Below are 15,995 nucleotides of genomic sequence, written 5' to 3'. Positions count from 1 at the left end.
GCGCTGGCCCGCCCCCCCCCGCAGCGCGGAACGCCGGGGGATCAGGTGCGGCGCGCACCGTCAGGACCGGGCCTCACCCGAACTCCCCGGCATCGACAGGCAGTTCGGCGACCCGCCACTCCAGCATCCCGTCGTTGAGCCGCACCGCGCGACGCCCCAGGTCGGTGAGGAGCCGCACCGCGTCGTACGCGAGCACGCAGTACTCGCCGCGGCAGTACACGACGATCTCGCACTCCTCGGGCAACTCGCCGATACGCTCGGCGAGTTCGGCCACCGGGATGGAGCGCGCCCCCGGGATGTGCCCGGCCGCGTACTCCTCCGCCGGCCGCACATCGAGCAGGACCACGTCCCCCGCCTCGACCCGTGCGCACAGTCCCGCACGGGAGACCTCTGCCGAGGCGTCCTCCCCGAGATAGGCGTCGCGGGCGGCGGACACCCCGGTCTGATGGTTCGCGGCGACCTCGAGGAGCAGCGCGAGGAGCCGGGCGACATCGTCCCCGGCGAGCCGGTAGTGGATGCGCACACCCTCCCGGCGCGTGGCGACGAACCCGGCCTGCTTCAGCGTCTGCAGATGCGCGGACGCCGTCGTCAGGTTCAGTCCGGCCGCCTTCGCCAGGGCGTCCACGGTCCGCTCGCCCTGAGCGAGCAGGTCGAGCAACTCCAGACGCTTTCCGCTGGCCAGAGCCTTGCCGCTGACTGCGAACGCGTCGTACAGCTCCGCCTTGGGGCGCGGGCCGATCGTCTCCGCCATGGTTTCCTCCATAAATCCATGGAGGACGCTAGATGAGTCGCGACGCGATGAACAGACGTCTGCACGCAGCCCCCGTCGCAGCACGCTGTATATGCCATGTAATTCCCGGAAAGTCTTGACGCCGAGCCGGCGCACCGCTATTAGATCGCCCTATTGGGCGTGCGGCCAATAGGGGTGATCCAATAGCGGTGCTGGTGCCGCCGGATGCGCCCGGAGTTCTTGGGAGGACTGTTGGCGACCAGAGACGTCGAGGCCACCGCCGCCGACCCGCTGCTGCTCGACCCCGAGGCGCAGGCCGCCAACCCCGTCCTCGCCACCGCCGTCGGCGGCGAGTTCCAGTACCACACCCAGCCCCGTGAAGGACGCCCGTGACCAGCCCCGACACCAACCCCGACACCAACCCCAGCGCTCTGCCCGGCCGCGTCGAGCACCCCATCGACCGCCCCGCAGAGCGCCTCCACATCGCCGTCGATGCCCCCGACGCCTTCGCGCGCGGCGCCGCCCGCGGCGAGCGGCTGCGCGCCACGCTGCCCGGCGGCATCGCCGGCTACGACCGCTTCTTCGAGCTGGGCGGCATCAGCCCGCAGCAGGCGCGCGACGACGCCGAACGCGCCCTCGACGTCGTCGGCGCGTTCCGCCCGCAGGCCCGCGCAGAGATCGAGGGCATCGCCCACGGCGCGGGCGTCGACACCTGGCGCGTCGCCGCCCTGAACGCCCGCACCGAGATCCTCGCCCGCAGCAGCACCGTCCCGCCCGGCGAGTGCTCCACGATCGTGCGCCGCCTCGCCCGCCCCGACATGGGGGAGGCGCGCACCTTCGGCATTCAGACCTGGGACTGGCACGTCAAGCTCAACCCGTTCTGGCACACCCTCGAATCCCGCGGCGGCGCCCACGACTTCGTCGGCATCACCGAGCACGGCATCCTCGCCAAGATCGGCGTCAACAGCGCGGGACTCGCCCTGCACTTCAACATCCTCGGCCACCGTGCCGACGGCGTCGGCGGCATCCCCATGCACGTACTCGCCGCGCTCGTCCTCGAAGAGGCGGGCAGCGTACGGGAGGCCCTGGAGCTGATCCGCAGCGCGCCCGTCGCCTCGTCCGGCTCCTTCTCCCTCTTCGACCCGGACGAGGCCGTGCTCCTCGACCTCAGCCCGGACGGCGTCTTCCCCGTCGACCTCGCCCCTGAGCACGGCACCCTCGTCCGCACCAACCACTTCCTCACTCCCACCCCTGCCGCCCAGGAGAAGTCCTGGCTCTACCAGCCCGACTCCGGCCGCCGCTACGACCTGATCCGGGACCGCCTCGCCGCGTCCACCCCGCCGGCCACGCCTGACGACCTTGTCGCCTTCCTCCGGTCCGGCGCCGGGGAGGCCCCGCTGACCTGCATCCCCGACATGTCCCTGCCCCAGGGCGAGCGCTGGGCCGGCCTGGCCACGGTCATCCTCGAACCGGCCGCCCGTACGGCCCGCGTCCTGGACGGCACCCCCGTCGACGCCGACACGCGGCCGTGGCGTCGGCTCTCGGCGTAGGCCGACCGGCTCAGGCGCAGCCGACCGGAGCCCGCCAAACGGCGCACACACATGGCCACATCGGCGCACAGCTCTGGCCGTATTACTGACGCGTCAGTACGGTGCTGCCCAACCCCCCATCCCCACAGGAGAGTTGGGAGAGCCGCATGACGTCAGCGTTACGCAGGCGACCACTTGCCACCGGCGCGGTCCTCGCGGTGGCGGTCCTCGGAATCCCCGGGGCCGCCGCCGCGCAGGGCACCGCCGAGGCGCCCGACGCCACCCCGCGCAGCACGACCACGCCCACCGAAGCCAAGGCCGCGACGAAGGCTGAAGCGCAGGCCGCAGCGAAGAAGGCGAAGTCCAAGGGCAAGAAGAAGGCCGCACCGGGGGAGATCCTCACCTCTGAGCCGTCCTCCTTCCAGTACACCCCGGGCGTGCCGACCCCCACCAAGGCCTGGAAGATCACCTACCGCTCGACCTCCGCCGACGGGCAGGCCAACGCGGTCTCCGGCACCGTGATCGTCCCGGACGACGGGAAGACCACACCCCGCCCGCTGATCACCTACGCCGTCGGCACGGTCGGCATCGGCGACAAGTGCGCCCCGTCGGCCGGCTTCCCCGGCGGCACCACGGCCGAGGCTCCGCTGGTCAACGCCGCTCTCGTACGCGGCTACGCCGTCGTCGTCACGGACTACGAGGGACTCGGCACCCCCGGCGACCACACCTACATGGTCGAGGCGGCCCAGGGCAGCGCCGTCCTCGACGCCGCCCGCGCGGCCCAACGGCATTCGGACGCCGCTAAGTTCGGGGTCAGCCCCGAGGCTCCGGTCGGCATCATGGGCTACTCGCAGGGCGGCGGAGCGAGCGCCAAGGCCGCCGAGATGGCGGCGACGTACGCGCCGGAACTGAAGGTCAAGGGCACCGCGAGCGGCGGCGTCCCGGCCGACCTCGCCAAGGTCGCCGAGTCCCTGGAGGGCGGCGACAGCGCGGGCTACCTGCTGATGTCCGCCGTGGGCCAGAACGCGGCGAAGCCGTCCCTGAACCTGGACTCGTACCTCAACGACGAGGGCCGCGAGCTCACCGAGGTCGTCCGCAACGAGTGCGTGGGCACGGTCCTGGAGGCGGGGCGCGGCAAGGCCATCGAGGACGTCACGACCTCCAACCCCCTGGACCGCCCGGAGTGGCAGCAGGCCATCGGCGAGCAACTCATCGGAACCGTACGGCCGTCGGCGCCGGTGTTCCTCTACCACGGCGACGCGGACGAGACGATCCCGTACGCGGTGGGGCAGAAGCTGCGTGCCGACTGGTGCGGGCAGGGCCACGCCGTGGAGTGGAAGACGTTCCCCGGCCAGTCCCATGTGGGCACGGCCATCCAGGGCAACGGCCCGGCGCTCGAATGGCTCGGCCAGCGCTTCGCGGACCAGCCGACGACGGGCAACTGCGGTACGTGAACGGGTAGTTGAGGGGCTTGGTCGGGGCCTCATCGGGACTTCGTCGGGACCTCGTCGGGGCTCGCGGGCCCCGACGAAGTCCCGCCCGCTCTCCGGAATCCTTCAGGAGCCCTCAGGAATCCCGGTGGTCCTCACAGGCTGTCGAGGAGCTCCCGGAGCGGGGCGGGTGTGCGGTCGGGCGGCAGGGCTCCGGTGAGGACGCGGCCGTACTGGATCTTGCGGCCCTTCTTCGTGCCGAGGAACCGCCGCACCTGCTGCTCCGGGGTGCGGCCCTGCTGCGCGGGTTGCCGCTGAAAGGTCTGCAGGGAACGCAAGTCCCCCTGTTCCTCGACGAGTTGCTCCACGCGGCCCACGCCGAGCGCGCGAATCAGCTCGTCCTCCAGGTCCGCCGTGCACACGAAAAACGCCGCCGCACCGCCGTGCTCCGCCAACCCCCTTGCGTAGTACGGGCGTTCCCTCTCGTCGCACAGCCCGGTCAGGCGCAGGCCGAGCCCGGCGGGCCCGAGGATGCGGGCGAACCGCCGGATGCTCATCGCTCCGCCCATCGGCAGTACGCACACCCCTTCGGCGGCCAGATCCCGACCGCGGCCGGCGGCCAGCGCGTCCACCGCCGCGAGGTCGCTCGGCCCTTCGAGCAGCACCACGGTCCGCACGCCCTGCCCGACAGCCAGCGCCCGCGCCCGCTCACCCGCCTCGTCCGCCCCGCCGGCGGCCCACGCCGCAACCGCTTCCCGGAACGCTTCCATGTCCGTCACACGTCAAGTCTCCGCCCTGCGACCCCGCACGGACAGTGAATTTCCACGGCGAGCCGCGCCGCTGCGACGTACGGCGCCGCACTTTCGACGGGCACCGCAGGTTCGCAGGGGCCAGAGACGCGTACCGGCCGAGTCCGTCTACTGGCGCTGCTTGGCCTGGAGTTCACCGGTTTCGGTGCCCCCGGGCCTGGAGGCCGTTCCCGCGCACGGTCCAGGGCTTGAACCCGATACCGTCCGCCCGCCCGACCTCCACCCCGCCGCAACTCCACCGCACCGGGGAGCGGCGAACCGTCACCTTCCAGCTCTGGCACTGGCACGAGGACGGCGAGCACTACGACCTGGAGCACTTCCAACTCCTGCCCGAAGGCGCGGACTGGCGAGTCCGGACCCGTCGCGCCACCTACTGGGCGCTCGGTCAGGACCGCCTGACCGCCCTCGCGGCCGAGGCGGGCTTCGCCGACCCCGAGTGGCACACACCCGCGGAGTCCGGCTTCTTTCAGCCGCTGCTCACCGCCACAAGAGGCCAGACCCCACCCCCGCGCCGGCCGCAGCAACCTCACCCGAAGCACCGTCACCCCGGCATGGATTAACCGCCTACGTCACGGAATGCGCGTTTTAGTAGTGATGGCTAATTTGGGGCGCATGGAGACTGAAAACGGATCGGCGCTGGTTCGAAGCAATCGTGCGCCGCGCAAGCTGCGCGCTGTCGGGATTCTGTGCACGGTAGCCGCCTTGGGCGCTCTGGCGACCGGCTGCGGAGGCAACGAAGACAGCGACGCCGCGAAGAAGACGTCCAAGGCCGCCGAAGCCAAGAAGGCCGCAGCCCAGACCGAATCGCCCTACCAGTCGGAGTCCCCGTCCGCGTCCCCCTCCCCGACCGGGTCCCCGACCGCGTCCGCATCGCCGTCCCCGACCGGGTCCGCGTCGCCGAGCCCCGCCAACACGCTCACCGACGACCAGGCCGAGCGCAAGGCCCTCGTCCCCAAGGTCAAGGTGCAGTACGACAAGGCGCTTACCGCCGCTGTGGCCGCCGTACCGGACTCCAAGCCGGTGTCGATCGAGCTGCAGAGCAGCCAGGACGGTACGCCCTGGTGGGAGGCCGGCGTCGCGAAGGCCGATGGCAGCATGTCCACGGTGCGCGTCGACGCGGTCTCCGGCAAGGCGGAGAAGCCGAAGCCCGAGACCGACCAGGACGCCGAGGACAAGAAGCAGCTCGCCGATCTCCTCGGCAAGGCCAAGATCACGCCGGAGGACGCCGCCGCCGTCGCCACCGGCCAGACCGAGGGCACGGTCAGCTCCGTCGAGCTCGACGACAACGACCAGGGCGCGACCATCTGGTCCGTCGACGTGATCAGCCCGAAGGACTGGAGCAAGACGTCGTACGACATCGACGCGACGACCAAGAAGGTCCTCAAGCAGGACGTGGACCGCGACTGACCGCACACCGCTGACCGCTGACCCGCTCGCAGGGCCCCGGAGTCTCCCCGACTCCGGGGCCCTGCCACGTCACCGAACGACCGGTGACCGGACGACCGGCTGTCGAACCACCGGCGGCCATACCACCGAACCACCGAACCACCGAACGGCCGAATGACCGAACGGCCCCCGGCGCGCCCCGCCCTACCCGGGCACGATCCCGGCGAGCTGCACGAGCAGCAGCACAAGCCGGTAGGCCTCCGCGAAGTCGGCGGCGCGGAACGCGATCGTGCGGCCCGCCGCGGCGCGGGTGACGCCGGGGACGAGGGCCGCGAGGTCGAGCATGTGCGGGAGGGCGAGGTCGACCTCGACGTCGAGCGGCCCTCGCAGGGCCAGCGGCGCGACCTCGCGGTGCCGCGCGACCGCTCGGCCGGCCGCACCGCGCAGCTGCTCCCGGGCCTCCTCCGGGTGCAGTACGGCCGCGGCGCCCTGCCCGAGCGCCTTCTTCACCTCCACGGTGACCGCCGCCGGAACCAGCTCGCGCAGTTCGGCGCAGGCCGCGTCGTCGCCGCTGAGCAGCGCGACCCGTACGCCCATGTGCCCGGCCATGGCGGCGTTGAGGCCGATCTCGCCGAGGGAGCGGCCGTCGACGCGTACATCCAGGATCGCGTCGCTCATGGTGTGCGCGAGGACGGCCGGGCCGCTGCCGGCGCGGGCGTGGTAGCCGACGAACAGCACGGCGTCGAAGCCCGCGTCGAGCCCGCCGAGCATGCCGAGGGGGCGCGGCTTTCCGCGCACCAGCCGCGCCCGCCGGTCGAGTTGCTCCGGCAGCAGGTTGCGGAACGGCCCGTGTGCGTCCGCCACCCACACCTCGGCGTCCGGTTCCGCGTCCAGGACGCCGCCGATCACCGCGTTCGCATCGGCCGTCATCAACGCCCGGCCGCGCTCGTAGTCGTAGCGGTCGGGTTTGGTCTCGCTGGGATGCACGATCCCCGAGACCCCTTCCATGTCGACAGAGATCAGCACCTTCGTCATCCGGGGAGTGTACGGGCCGCTCCCGCGCCGTTCCGGTCAATCCACGTACGTACAAGGCGAGTTGAGGCACTTCCCTTTACTCTGGCGCAGCCAGCCATGCCCTGTCCGCGCCCCACGACGAGGAGAGGCCGCCATGCCGACGAAGCCGAAGCCGGAGCCGAAGCCGAAGCTCCACATCGGGGCGAACCCCGAGCAGGTCCGTCCCGCCCCCACCCCAAACCCCAGCCGCAGAGGCGTCCTCGCCGCGACCGCAGGCGCCGCCGCCGTGGCGGGCCTGAGCCGTCCCGCGCCGCCCGCCGCGGCCGCGGCCCGAACCCGCGTGGCCGTCCTGGGCGGCGGCGTCTCCGGACTGTCCGCCGCACACGAACTCGCCGAGCGGGGCTACGCGGTGACGGTGTACGAGTACTACGACGTCCTCGGCGGCAAGGCGCGGTCGATGGACGTGCCCGACTCCGCCGCCGACGGCCGCCGCCCCCTGCCCGGCGAACACGGCTTCCGCTTCTTCCCCGGCTTCTACCGCAACCTCCCCGACACGATGCGCCGCATCCCGTACGAGGGTTCCGCGGACGGCGTACGAGGCAACCTGCGCAACGCCACCGAGGAACTCTTCGCCCGCCACCAGGGCCGCCCCGACCTGCACTTCCCGCTGCGCCGCGCGACCAACCCGCCGCGCGTCGGCGACCTCACGACGACCTGGCTGCGCGACCAGATCACCGCGGCCCTGGACACGGCGACCAAACTGCCCGCGCACGAGGTGGCGTACTTCGCGAACCGGCTGCTCGTCCACCTGACCAGCTGCGACGCCCGCCGCGAACGCGAGTGGGAGGCCACGCCATGGTGGGACTTCATCCGCGCCGGCGACTTCAGCGAGGAGTACCGCACCGTCCTCGGCATCGGCCAGACCCGCAACCTGGTCGCCACCCGCGCCCAGGAGGCGTCCACCCGGACCGTGGGCCGCGTCATCATCGAGGCGCTGATCCTGTGGAGCCTCCTCGGCCGCGGCCTGGACGGGCCCGACGCGGACATCGACCGCGTCCTCAACGCCCCCACCAGCGAGGCCTGGATCGACCCCTGGCGGGCCCATCTCACCTCCCTCGGCGTCGAGTTCGCGTTCTCCAGCGACGTACGGGAGATCCGCTACGACGACCGAGCAGGCCGCGTCACCGGAGTGCGCATCACCGACCCCGACGGCGGCGCCGAACGCGTCGTCACCGCCGACCACTACGTCCAGGCCATGCCCGTCGAGCACGCCCGCCCCACCTGGGGCCCCGAACTGCGCGCCGCCGACCCGCAGTTGGCGCGCTGCGACGAGCTCCGCACGGACTGGATGACCGGGATCATGTTCTACGTACGGCGGCCCGTCCCGCTGGTGCACGGGCACGTCAACTGCCTCGACTCGCCCTGGGCGGTGACCGCGATCGGGCAGGCCCAGTTCTGGGACGGCCGCGACTTCCCCGCCGACTACGGCGACGGGCGGGCCGCCGACTGCGTCTCGACCATCGTCTCCGAGTGGGACGTGCCGGGCGTCCTGTACGGCAAACCGGCCCGCGCGTGCACCCGCGAGGAGATCGTCGAGGAGTGCTGGGCCCAGCTGAAGGACGCCGTCAACGACAGCGGGCGCGCCCTGATCACGGACGACGACCGGCTCTCCTGGTTCATGGACCCGGCCGTCACCGGCCTCGGCACCCCGAACCCGCAGAACCGCGAGCCGCTCCTCATCCACCCCACCGGCACCTGGCGGAACCGCCCCACAGCCCGCACCGCCGTCCCGAACCTCTTCCTCGCCGGCGACTACGTCCGTACGGACGTCGACCTCGCGACGATGGAGGGCGCCAACGAATCGGCCCGCCGAGCCGTCAACGCCCTTCTGGAGCAGGACGGTTCGAGCGCCGAGCCCTGCCGGATCTGGGAGCTCTACCGCCCGCCCGAGCTGGAGCCCCTGAAGCGGGTCGACGAGACCCGCTTCAGGCTCGGCCTGCCCAATACGTTCGACCTGGGCTGAAGGACCGTGGCGCCAGCGCCTCTGGCTCAGCCGTACTTCTTCGGTCGGTAGGCGTCGTACTCGTCCGCACCGATCCCGTAGCTGCGGATGCTGTGGTCGGTGCCGTAACTGCCGCGCTGCTCGTAGGCGTAGTACGCCTTGTGCGCACTGCTCGTCCACCGGACGAAGATGACGACGTGGCGGGTGGTGTTGGTGCCGTTGGCGTCGATGACCAGGTCGCCCTTGCGCAGCGAGGACATCTTGATCTTCCGGGTGTACGTGCTGGACGCGAGACCGACCGTGTTCGGCCCCGGCTTGGGCAGCGAAAGGGCCATGCTGACGTAGCCGGAGCAGTCGGTGCGGTAGCCGCCCCAGGTCTTCGTCTGGCTGTACGGGACCTGGCGGCCGTCGTTCGCGGTCAGCCAGCGCTTGGCCCGGTTGATCGTGGTGTCCCGGTTGTACGCGGCCGCCCCGACCTCGCCCTCGGACACGACGCGGGTGGCGGGTGCGGTCTCGGTCGCACCGTGCGCCTGCGTCGCGAACTGCGGGGCGAGGAGCGGAGTCAGGAGTGCCGCCGCGATGCCGACGGGCAGAGCGGCGCGAGTGGTTCGCTTCATGAGTGTCCTCGTGGGGGGTGGTCGGACCCCGCCGGGCACGCACTGGCCACCGCATCCCCCGACGGAGCAGAGGCCGGCGGCAGCCGCTTGTCCGTGCGTGCGGACCACTCTCCAGTCACGTCATGAACGCGTCAAGATGCGCGTCGGTCGTCGAGCGGAACACCTCAGGACCCGGAGGCGCGCGGGGTCACGAGGCCCGACTCGTAGGCGAGGACGACGAGTTGGGCCCGGTCGCGGGCGCGGAGTTTGGTCATGGCCCGGTTGACATGGGTCTTCGCCGTGACCGGGGTGATCACCATGCGCTCCGCGATCCGGTCGTTGGACAGCCCCTTCGCGACCAGGGCGACCGCCTCGCGCTCCCGCCGGGTCAACTCCTCCAGGCCGACGCCTGTTCCGGTGTCGCCGGGGTGCGGCCGGGACACGTACGTGCCGATGAGTCTGCGGGTGATCGCGGGGGAGAGGAGGACGTCGCCGCGCGCGGCCACCCGGACGCCGTGCAGGAAGTCCTCCGGCAGCACGTCCTTGACGAGGAACCCGGCCGCGCCCGCGCGCAGCGCGTCGAAGACGTACTCGTCCAGGCCGTAGTTGGTGAGGATCACGACGTGCACGCGGTCCAGGCCCGGGTCGGCGGCGATCCGCCGGGTCGTCTCGATGCCGTCGAGCACCGGCATCCGGATGTCGACGAGAGCGACGTCCGGCAGATGCTCCCTGGCCAGGGCGATGCCCTCCTGCCCGTCGGCGGCCTCGGCCACCACCTCGATGTCGTCCTCCAGATCGAGGAGCGCACGGAACCCGGAGCGCAGCAGCGGCTGGTCGTCGACCAGGAGCACACGGATCATGCGCTCTGCTCCACGGGAAGTTCGGCCTGGACGGTGAAGCCCCCCTCGCCGCGCGGCTCGGCCCGCAGCCGCCCGCCGAGCGCGGTGACGCGTTCGCGCATGCCGAGCAGCCCGACACCGGGCGCGGGGGAGCTGCCGGGCACGGCCCTGCCGTCGTCGTCGACGCGGACGGTGAGGAGGTTCGGGCGGCAGTCGATCCGTACGGTCGCCGTGGCGGCGTCCGCGTGCCGGGCGACGTTGGTCAGCGACTCCTGGACGATCCGGTAGACGGTCCGGTCCACCGCGGCCGGCACGTCGTGCCGCCCCTCGACCGTCAGCTTCGCGTCGAGCCCCATGCCGCGCGCCCGCTCCACCAGCTCGGGTACGTCGGCGAGGCTGCGCGGCGGGGCCGTGTCGTCGTCGCGCAGCGCCTCCAGGGTCGCGCGCAGCTCCCGCGCCGCCTCGCGTCCCGCCTCCTGGATCGCGAGCAGCGCTTCCGGCACCTCTTCGCCGCGCCTGCGGGCGACGTGCACGGACACCTCGGCCTGCACCTTGACGACCGAGATCTGGTGGGTGAGCGAGTCGTGCAACTCCCTTGCGATCCGCAGCCGTTCCTCGTCGGCGCGGCGCTGCGCCGTCTCCTCCCGGGTGCGTTCCGCCTCGTCCGCCCGCCGCTCGGCCTGCCGCAGCGCCTCGCCCGCCGCGCCGGCCGCGACCAGCCAGGCGATCTCCAGCGCGCCCCGCGCCTGCGCGAACGCCGCGCCCGTGTCCTGCCCGGACACCATGGCCGCCACCGGGAGCGCGGCGAGCACGGCCACGCTCACCGCGACGGTCGCCGCGCGGTGCCCCTCCCGTACGGCCGCGTACACCGCGAACAGGAACGCGACCGCCGGTACGTCGAACCCGGCCGCCTGGTAGCCCACCGCGCACAGGCCGGTGACGGCCAGAACGGGAAGGCAGGCCCGGCGACGCCAGCACAGGGCCAGGCCGCCGGCCGTGAGCAGCGCGCCGCCGAGCAGCGCGAGGCCTGTGCCGTGCCGGGCCCCGTCATCGTCCGCGCCCCCGTCCAGGGACAGGCCGGTGACGAGCAGCGCCGCCGCCACCCCGAGGGCGATCGCCCCGTCCCGCACACCCGCCGGAACCCCGGCCCACCCTGCGCTCATGGCCGCACCTTAGCGGGGTGCGGCGGGCGCCAACTCCCGCTGGGGGACGAGCCGTTGACTACCGCGTACGCAGTAGTCACGCGCCAGCTGCGCCGTCCGCGGCAGCGCGAAGTGTCTGCGCCCGCCGGACGACCCGGCGGGGCTGGTGCGGCCATGCTCGGCGCCGAGAAGTCACTCACGTACAGGAAGTCACTCACGTACTGAAGGAGCACCTCATGCCAGTCCGTACCGCGTCCGCCGTGTCCGGCGCCGTCCTGATCGGTCTGCTCGGCCTCCTCGCGCTCGCCGGACCCGCCGCCGCGGACGCCTCGCTGCAGCCGGTCGCCGCGAGCGTCCACACCGTCAGCGCCGGCCGGGCCGGCTCGGCGCTGGCCGCGCTTGTCGGCCTCATCGGCGCGGTCGCCGGGGGCCTGGCCCTGGCCCGCTCCACCGGCCGGGGGCGCATCCACGGCTGCGCCCGACGGTACGGAGCCGTCACCGCACTCGTGGCGGGGCCGGTCGCCCTGGCCGTCGGGGCGGTGGTCGCGCTGACCGCCGAAGGAGGCCTCGGCACCGGCAACGGACTCGGCGGCGCGTACGTCGCCATGCTCTTCGGGCTCGTCTCCGTCGGCCTGGGCCTGCGCGCCCGCTCCCTCGGCCGGACCCCCGGGCAACGCTTCAACTAACTGTTGACGGTGACCCACGTCACGTGCCACGCTTTTGCAGTACGGGATGTTAATTCCGTTATGCGGAAGCTTGTCGGAGTCGGTCGTACGGCTCGGGTGGGCCGCCCTCGCGAACGAGCGGTGGGCCGCCGTGTCTCGCAAGCTGGGCACGTGCGCGCCGGAGCGGCTGCAGTCGTCGAGCCGGGGCTGCGTCTTCGTCTTCCGCCGGAGGAGGGACCGCCATGAGACCGTCCAGGAAACCCGGCGCCGCGGTACCCGCAGCACGCCCGGAGGGCGAGAGGTATCCGCCCGGCCGACTGCTGGCCTACGGCACCCAGCACATCCTCACGATGTACGGCGGCGTCATCGCGCCCCCGCTCATCGTCGGCGGCGCGGCCGGGCTCTCGACGGCGGACATGGCACTGCTGGTCACGGCCGGACTGTTCGTCTCGGGCCTTGCGACGCTGCTGCAGACGCTCGGCGTCGGCCCGGTCGGCAGCCGGCTGCCCATCGTTCAGGGCATCTCCTTCGCGAGCGTGTCGACGATGGTGACGATCGCGGGCGAGGGCGGTCTGCGGCCGGTGTTCGGCGCGATCATCGTGGCGGGCCTGATCGGCCTGGTCGCGTCCTCGTTCTTCGCTCAACTGGTGCGTCTTTTCCCGGCGGTGGTGACGGGCACGATCATCACGGTGATCGGCCTCTCCCTCATGCCCGTGGCGTTCCAGTGGGCGATGGGGAACGATGAGGAGGCGCCCGACTTCGGCTCGATGGCGAACATCGGCTACGCGGGACTCACCCTGGTGATCATCCTGGCCGTCAGCCGGCTGTTCCAGGGCGCGATCTCCCGCCTTTCGATCCTCATCGGCCTGGTCGCGGGCACCGTGATCGCGACCATCGCCGGGAAGGCCGACTTCTCGGAGGTCGGCGAGGCCAAGCCGCTGGCGCTGCCCGCGGTGCTGCACTTCGGGTCGCCGACCTTCGAGGTGGGGGCCATCGTGTCGATGACGGTCGTGATCCTCGTGATCATGACCGAGACGACGGCGGACATCCTCGCGATCGGCGAGATCGTGGAGACCGACGTCGACGAGAAGCGGGTGGCGGCCGGGCTGCGCGCCGACATGGCGTCGACGGCCGTGGCCCCGGTGTTCGGCACCTTCCCGTGCAGTGCCTTCGCGCAGAACGTCGGCCTGGTGGCGCTGACCGGCGTCAAGAGCCGCTTCGTCGTCGCGACGGGCGGTCTGGTGCTTCTGCTGCTCGGCCTGCTGCCGGTCGTCGGCGCGGTGGTGGCGGCCATTCCGTATCCGGTGCTCGGCGGGGCGGGGATCGTGCTGTTCGGCTCGGTCGCCACGAGCGGGATCCGGACGCTGGCCCGCGTCCGCTACCAGGACAACCTGAACATGGTCATCGTGTCGGTGGCCCTCGCCGTGGGGCTGATCCCCATCGCGGCGCCGACGTTCTGGGACGCGTTCCCCGACTGGCTGGGCGTGATCATGCACTCCGGGATCAGCGCGACGGCGGTCGTGGCCGTGCTGCTCAACTACCTGTTCAACGAGGTGACCGTCGGCAACCGGCCGGGCGCCTCGGTGCTCTCCGCCTCCGCGGACCGACGCGGCGAGGTGGCAGAGCAAAAAGGGCCCGAGAACGGGCCCTGAACAAAACAGTCCCCGGAGTCCTCACCGTTTCCATCTACCTCAGTCGTCGCTGAGGCTCCGGTAGCGAGGGGGCTTCGGGGGCCTGGCCAGAGCCTTCAGAATCTCTTGCCAAAGGACGTCTCATTTGGCGGTGCGATCCTTCGGTTTTCTGGTGTAAGAACCAGTCTCCTCCCCATATGTCCCATGTCAAGGGGGTACGGGGAATTTATGCGTCGTAGTCGTGCCGTGCCTGCTCGACCTTCTCCAGATTCTCCGCCGCCCACTCCGCCAGGTGCGCGAAGAGCGGGGCGAGACTGCGCCCGAGGTCGGTGATCTCGTACTCGACCCGTGGGGGAACCTCCGCGTGGTACGTGCGCCGGACGAGGCCGTCGCGTTCCAGTTGCCGCAGCCGCTGGGTGAGCACCTTCGGCGTGATCCGGGCGATGCGGCGTTCCAGCTCGACGAAGCGCTGCCGCCCGTGCGTGTGGAGGGTCCACAGGATCGGCGTGGTCCACCGGCTGAACACCAGGTCCACCACCGGGCCGATGGGGCAGGCGAGTTGGGGATCGGTCTGCGTGCTCGCCGTGGCCGACGTCCACGTGGAGTCACCGGCCATGCGCACCTCTTCGGCAGAGTCACTTTCCTGTAGGTACCTACTGTATCCACGGTGTTAGCGTCCCCGTCGTCGCCCGGAGAGCAGTGCTCTCCGGGGCGGCTCCGCCCACTCGGGCGATGTCAACCATGCTGAGAAGACAGGGGAGTTGCTCATGTTCGTAGTGACGGGGGCGACCGGCAACGTAGGCCGTTCGCTCGTACGGGTTCTCGCGGCGGCCGGTGCACAGGTGACCGCGACCTCGCGCGGAATCACCGGGGCGGATGTGCCGGAGGGCGTCCGCTGCCGGCGGGCGGACCTCCTCGACCCGGAGGGCCTGCGTCCCGTTCTCGACGGCGCCGACGCGCTGTTCCTGCAGAGCGCAGGTCCCAGCGCGCACCTGCTGCGCCCGGCGGAGATCCTCGACGCCGCAAAGGCGGGAGGCGTCGAACGGGTGGTGCTGCTGTCCTCTCAAGGGGTCGCGACCCGGCCGCAGTCGGGGTCCCACGGCGACACGGGGCGCTCCATCGAGGACGCCGTCCGGCGGTGCGGTCTGGACTGGACGATCCTGCGACCCGGCGGCTTCGACTCCAACGCCTACGCCTGGGCCGATGCGGTACGCGCCCGACGAGAGGTCGCGGCGCCGTTCGCCGACGTCGGCCTGCCGACCGTCGACCCGGACGACATCGCGGAGGTCGCCGCCGCGACCCTGCGGGAGGACGGTCACGCGGGGAAGATCTACGAGTTGACCGGGCCGGCCCTCAGCACGCCGCGCGGCCGGGCCGAGGCGATCGCCGAGGCCCTGGGTGAACCGGTCCGCTTCGTCGAGCAGACGCGCGCCGAGGCCAGGGCGCAGATGCTGCAGTTCATGCCGGAGCCCGTCGTCGAGACCACGTTGGCCATCCTCGGCACGCCCACCCCTGCCGAGCAGCGCATCAGCCCCGACGTGGAGCAGGTCCTCGGCCGCGCGCCGCGTACGTTCGCGCAGTGGGCCGAGCGGTACGTCTCCGCGTTCCGGTAAGTCCCTTGCCGGGGCGTCGACTTGAGGGGGCGCGCCTCGTCCGGACACCCTCCCGGGGCCGGGCGACACCGCCCGGCCCCGGTGGAGCGGGCCTCAGCAGTCGCGGACCGGGTCGGTCTCGCTGGAGGTCGGAGCGTACTGCCTGGTCCCACCTGACTGCCTGCGCCGACGTCCGTTACCCGAGAGGTAATTGAGCCCCCGCCCGGCCGCCGGAACACTCCCCGGCATGTCCTCCCTCGTCACAGGCCTCGTCGCACTCTTCTTCCTGGGGATGGGGCTCTACGGCCTCACCGCTCCCTCCGCGCTCGTGCGGCCCTTCGGGGTTGCTCTCTCCGGGCCGGAGGCGCGGGCCGAAGTGCGGGCCGTCTACGGCGGGTTCGGGGTGGGCGTCGGCTGCATTTCGGGGTGGGCGGCGTTCGAGCCGGGCGGCGGGTTACAGCGTGGGGTGGTGCTCGCGGTGGGGGTGGCGCTCGCGGGAATGGCGGCGGGGCGGCTCGTGGCCCGCGCGGTCGAGCGGCCACGGGCCTTCTACCCGGCGTGGTTCTACTTCTGGGTCGAGGCGGTGGGCGCCGCGGCCCTGCTCGCCGGTGTCTAGGCCGTTTCCTTCGG

At 72.0% G+C, this 15,995-nt stretch carries 17 protein-coding genes; 10 read left to right on the top strand and 7 right to left on the bottom strand.

From position 1 onward, the window contains the following. Nucleotides 1-73: 73 nt before the first annotated feature. Entirely contained in the window at nucleotides 74-751 is a 678-nt protein-coding gene (locus QIS96_RS15205) for a metalloregulator ArsR/SmtB family transcription factor (protein ID WP_282543107.1), read from the bottom strand. A gap of 231 nt (nucleotides 752-982) precedes the next feature. Between QIS96_RS15205 and QIS96_RS15200 the strand changes: the two genes are divergently transcribed. The 3 genes from QIS96_RS15200 to QIS96_RS15190 all read left to right on the top strand — a co-directional run bounded on the left by QIS96_RS15200 (nucleotide 983) and on the right by QIS96_RS15190 (nucleotide 3,713). Next, nucleotides 983-1,123 carry a hypothetical protein gene (locus tag QIS96_RS15200; RefSeq protein ID WP_282543106.1) on the top strand — a complete coding sequence of 47 codons (141 nt, stop codon included), beginning with the start codon at nucleotides 983-985 and terminating at the stop codon, nucleotides 1,121-1,123. After that, nucleotides 1,120-2,280, top strand: a complete 1,161-nt coding sequence (locus tag QIS96_RS15195; protein ID WP_282543105.1) for a C45 family autoproteolytic acyltransferase/hydolase — start codon at nucleotides 1,120-1,122, stop codon at nucleotides 2,278-2,280. The genes QIS96_RS15200 and QIS96_RS15195 overlap by 4 nt, the downstream gene beginning before the upstream one ends. A 146-nt stretch (nucleotides 2,281-2,426) precedes the next feature. Beyond that, entirely contained in the window at nucleotides 2,427-3,713 is a 1,287-nt protein-coding gene (locus QIS96_RS15190; protein WP_282543104.1) for a lipase family protein, read from the top strand. Nucleotides 3,714-3,844: 131 nt separating this feature from the next. On the opposite strand, the gene QIS96_RS15185 is transcribed toward QIS96_RS15190, so the two are convergent. Beyond that, nucleotides 3,845-4,468, bottom strand: coding sequence for a TOPRIM nucleotidyl transferase/hydrolase domain-containing protein (locus QIS96_RS15185; protein WP_282543103.1), 624 nt, complete (start codon nucleotides 4,466-4,468; stop codon nucleotides 3,845-3,847). 218 nt (nucleotides 4,469-4,686) lie between these two features. On the opposite strand from QIS96_RS15185, the gene QIS96_RS15180 reads away from it, so the two are divergent. Beyond that, nucleotides 4,687-5,058 (top strand): hypothetical protein, encoded by a 372-nt coding sequence (locus QIS96_RS15180; protein WP_349017383.1) that lies wholly within the window; start codon nucleotides 4,687-4,689, stop codon nucleotides 5,056-5,058. Nucleotides 5,059-5,200: 142 nt separating this feature from the next. Then, entirely contained in the window at nucleotides 5,201-5,905 is a 705-nt protein-coding gene (locus tag QIS96_RS15175) for a PepSY domain-containing protein (protein WP_282543102.1), read from the top strand. Between the two features lie 183 nt (nucleotides 5,906-6,088). Here QIS96_RS15175 and QIS96_RS15170 read toward each other — a convergent pair whose 3' ends face one another. After that, nucleotides 6,089-6,919 (bottom strand): M55 family metallopeptidase, encoded by an 831-nt coding sequence (locus tag QIS96_RS15170; protein ID WP_282543101.1) that lies wholly within the window; start codon nucleotides 6,917-6,919, stop codon nucleotides 6,089-6,091. A gap of 133 nt (nucleotides 6,920-7,052) precedes the next feature. Between QIS96_RS15170 and QIS96_RS15165 the strand changes: the two genes are divergently transcribed. Next, nucleotides 7,053-8,921, top strand: a complete 1,869-nt coding sequence (locus tag QIS96_RS15165; protein ID WP_282543100.1) for a hydroxysqualene dehydroxylase — start codon at nucleotides 7,053-7,055, stop codon at nucleotides 8,919-8,921. A 26-nt stretch (nucleotides 8,922-8,947) separates the two neighbouring features. Here QIS96_RS15165 and QIS96_RS15160 read toward each other — a convergent pair whose 3' ends face one another. From QIS96_RS15160 to QIS96_RS15150, 3 genes are all read right to left on the bottom strand, one after another. Further along, nucleotides 8,948-9,517, bottom strand: coding sequence for an NlpC/P60 family protein (locus QIS96_RS15160; RefSeq protein WP_282543099.1), 570 nt, complete (start codon nucleotides 9,515-9,517; stop codon nucleotides 8,948-8,950). A 164-nt stretch (nucleotides 9,518-9,681) separates the two neighbouring features. Then, nucleotides 9,682-10,356 carry a response regulator gene (locus QIS96_RS15155; RefSeq protein WP_282543098.1) on the bottom strand — a complete coding sequence of 225 codons (675 nt, stop codon included), beginning with the start codon at nucleotides 10,354-10,356 and terminating at the stop codon, nucleotides 9,682-9,684. Next, complete coding sequence (locus QIS96_RS15150; protein WP_282543097.1) at nucleotides 10,353-11,498, bottom strand: sensor histidine kinase; 1,146 nt, start codon at nucleotides 11,496-11,498, stop codon at nucleotides 10,353-10,355. The genes QIS96_RS15155 and QIS96_RS15150 overlap by 4 nt, the downstream gene beginning before the upstream one ends. 215 nt (nucleotides 11,499-11,713) lie before the next feature. Here QIS96_RS15150 and QIS96_RS15145 point away from each other — a divergent pair, with 215 nt between their 5' ends. Together QIS96_RS15145 and QIS96_RS15140 are read left to right on the top strand one after the other, a co-directional pair. Next, entirely contained in the window at nucleotides 11,714-12,163 is a 450-nt protein-coding gene (locus QIS96_RS15145) for a DUF6223 family protein (protein ID WP_282543096.1), read from the top strand. 221 nt (nucleotides 12,164-12,384) lie between these two features. After that, a complete protein-coding gene (locus QIS96_RS15140; protein ID WP_282543095.1) occupies nucleotides 12,385-13,794 on the top strand; it encodes a nucleobase:cation symporter-2 family protein in 1,410 nt (469 codons plus the stop codon). A gap of 205 nt (nucleotides 13,795-13,999) precedes the next feature. Here QIS96_RS15140 and QIS96_RS15135 read toward each other — a convergent pair whose 3' ends face one another. After that, on the bottom strand, nucleotides 14,000-14,389 hold the full coding sequence (locus QIS96_RS15135; RefSeq protein ID WP_282543094.1) for a winged helix-turn-helix transcriptional regulator: 390 nt from the start codon (nucleotides 14,387-14,389) through the stop codon (nucleotides 14,000-14,002). A 151-nt stretch (nucleotides 14,390-14,540) separates the two neighbouring features. On the opposite strand from QIS96_RS15135, the gene QIS96_RS15130 reads away from it, so the two are divergent. Then, complete coding sequence (locus QIS96_RS15130; protein ID WP_282543093.1) at nucleotides 14,541-15,386, top strand: NAD(P)H-binding protein; 846 nt, start codon at nucleotides 14,541-14,543, stop codon at nucleotides 15,384-15,386. A gap of 226 nt (nucleotides 15,387-15,612) precedes the next feature. Further along, nucleotides 15,613-15,981: a DUF4345 family protein gene (locus QIS96_RS15125; protein ID WP_282543092.1), complete on the top strand. Its 369-nt coding sequence runs from the start codon at nucleotides 15,613-15,615 to the stop codon at nucleotides 15,979-15,981. Nucleotides 15,982-15,995: the final 14 nt, after the last annotated feature.

Source organism: Streptomyces cavernicola, from assembly GCF_029968035.1.
Taxonomy (GTDB): domain Bacteria; phylum Actinomycetota; class Actinomycetes; order Streptomycetales; family Streptomycetaceae; genus Streptomyces; species Streptomyces cavernicola.
The sequence above is the reverse complement of the archived record's forward strand: the minus strand, read 5'-3'. Positions and strand labels throughout refer to the sequence as shown.

Excerpts from the sequence above, each read along its gene's own strand:
- QIS96_RS15140 (WP_282543095.1), top strand. The coding sequence starts at position 12,385 with ATGAGACCGTCCAGGAAACCCGGCGCCGCGGTACCCGCAGCACGCCCG.
- QIS96_RS15150 (WP_282543097.1), bottom strand. The coding sequence starts at position 11,498 with ATGAGCGCAGGGTGGGCCGGGGTTCCGGCGGGTGTGCGGGACGGGGCG.
- QIS96_RS15145 (WP_282543096.1), top strand. The coding sequence starts at position 11,714 with ATGCCAGTCCGTACCGCGTCCGCCGTGTCCGGCGCCGTCCTGATCGGT.
- QIS96_RS15190 (WP_282543104.1), top strand. The coding sequence starts at position 2,427 with ATGACGTCAGCGTTACGCAGGCGACCACTTGCCACCGGCGCGGTCCTC.
- QIS96_RS15135 (WP_282543094.1), bottom strand. The coding sequence starts at position 14,389 with ATGGCCGGTGACTCCACGTGGACGTCGGCCACGGCGAGCACGCAGACC.
- QIS96_RS15170 (WP_282543101.1), bottom strand. The coding sequence starts at position 6,919 with ATGACGAAGGTGCTGATCTCTGTCGACATGGAAGGGGTCTCGGGGATC.
- QIS96_RS15130 (WP_282543093.1), top strand. The coding sequence starts at position 14,541 with ATGTTCGTAGTGACGGGGGCGACCGGCAACGTAGGCCGTTCGCTCGTA.
- QIS96_RS15160 (WP_282543099.1), bottom strand. The coding sequence starts at position 9,517 with ATGAAGCGAACCACTCGCGCCGCTCTGCCCGTCGGCATCGCGGCGGCA.
- QIS96_RS15205 (WP_282543107.1), bottom strand. The coding sequence starts at position 751 with ATGGCGGAGACGATCGGCCCGCGCCCCAAGGCGGAGCTGTACGACGCG.
- QIS96_RS15155 (WP_282543098.1), bottom strand. The coding sequence starts at position 10,356 with ATGATCCGTGTGCTCCTGGTCGACGACCAGCCGCTGCTGCGCTCCGGG.
- QIS96_RS15165 (WP_282543100.1), top strand. The coding sequence starts at position 7,053 with ATGCCGACGAAGCCGAAGCCGGAGCCGAAGCCGAAGCTCCACATCGGG.
- QIS96_RS15125 (WP_282543092.1), top strand. The coding sequence starts at position 15,613 with ATGTCCTCCCTCGTCACAGGCCTCGTCGCACTCTTCTTCCTGGGGATG.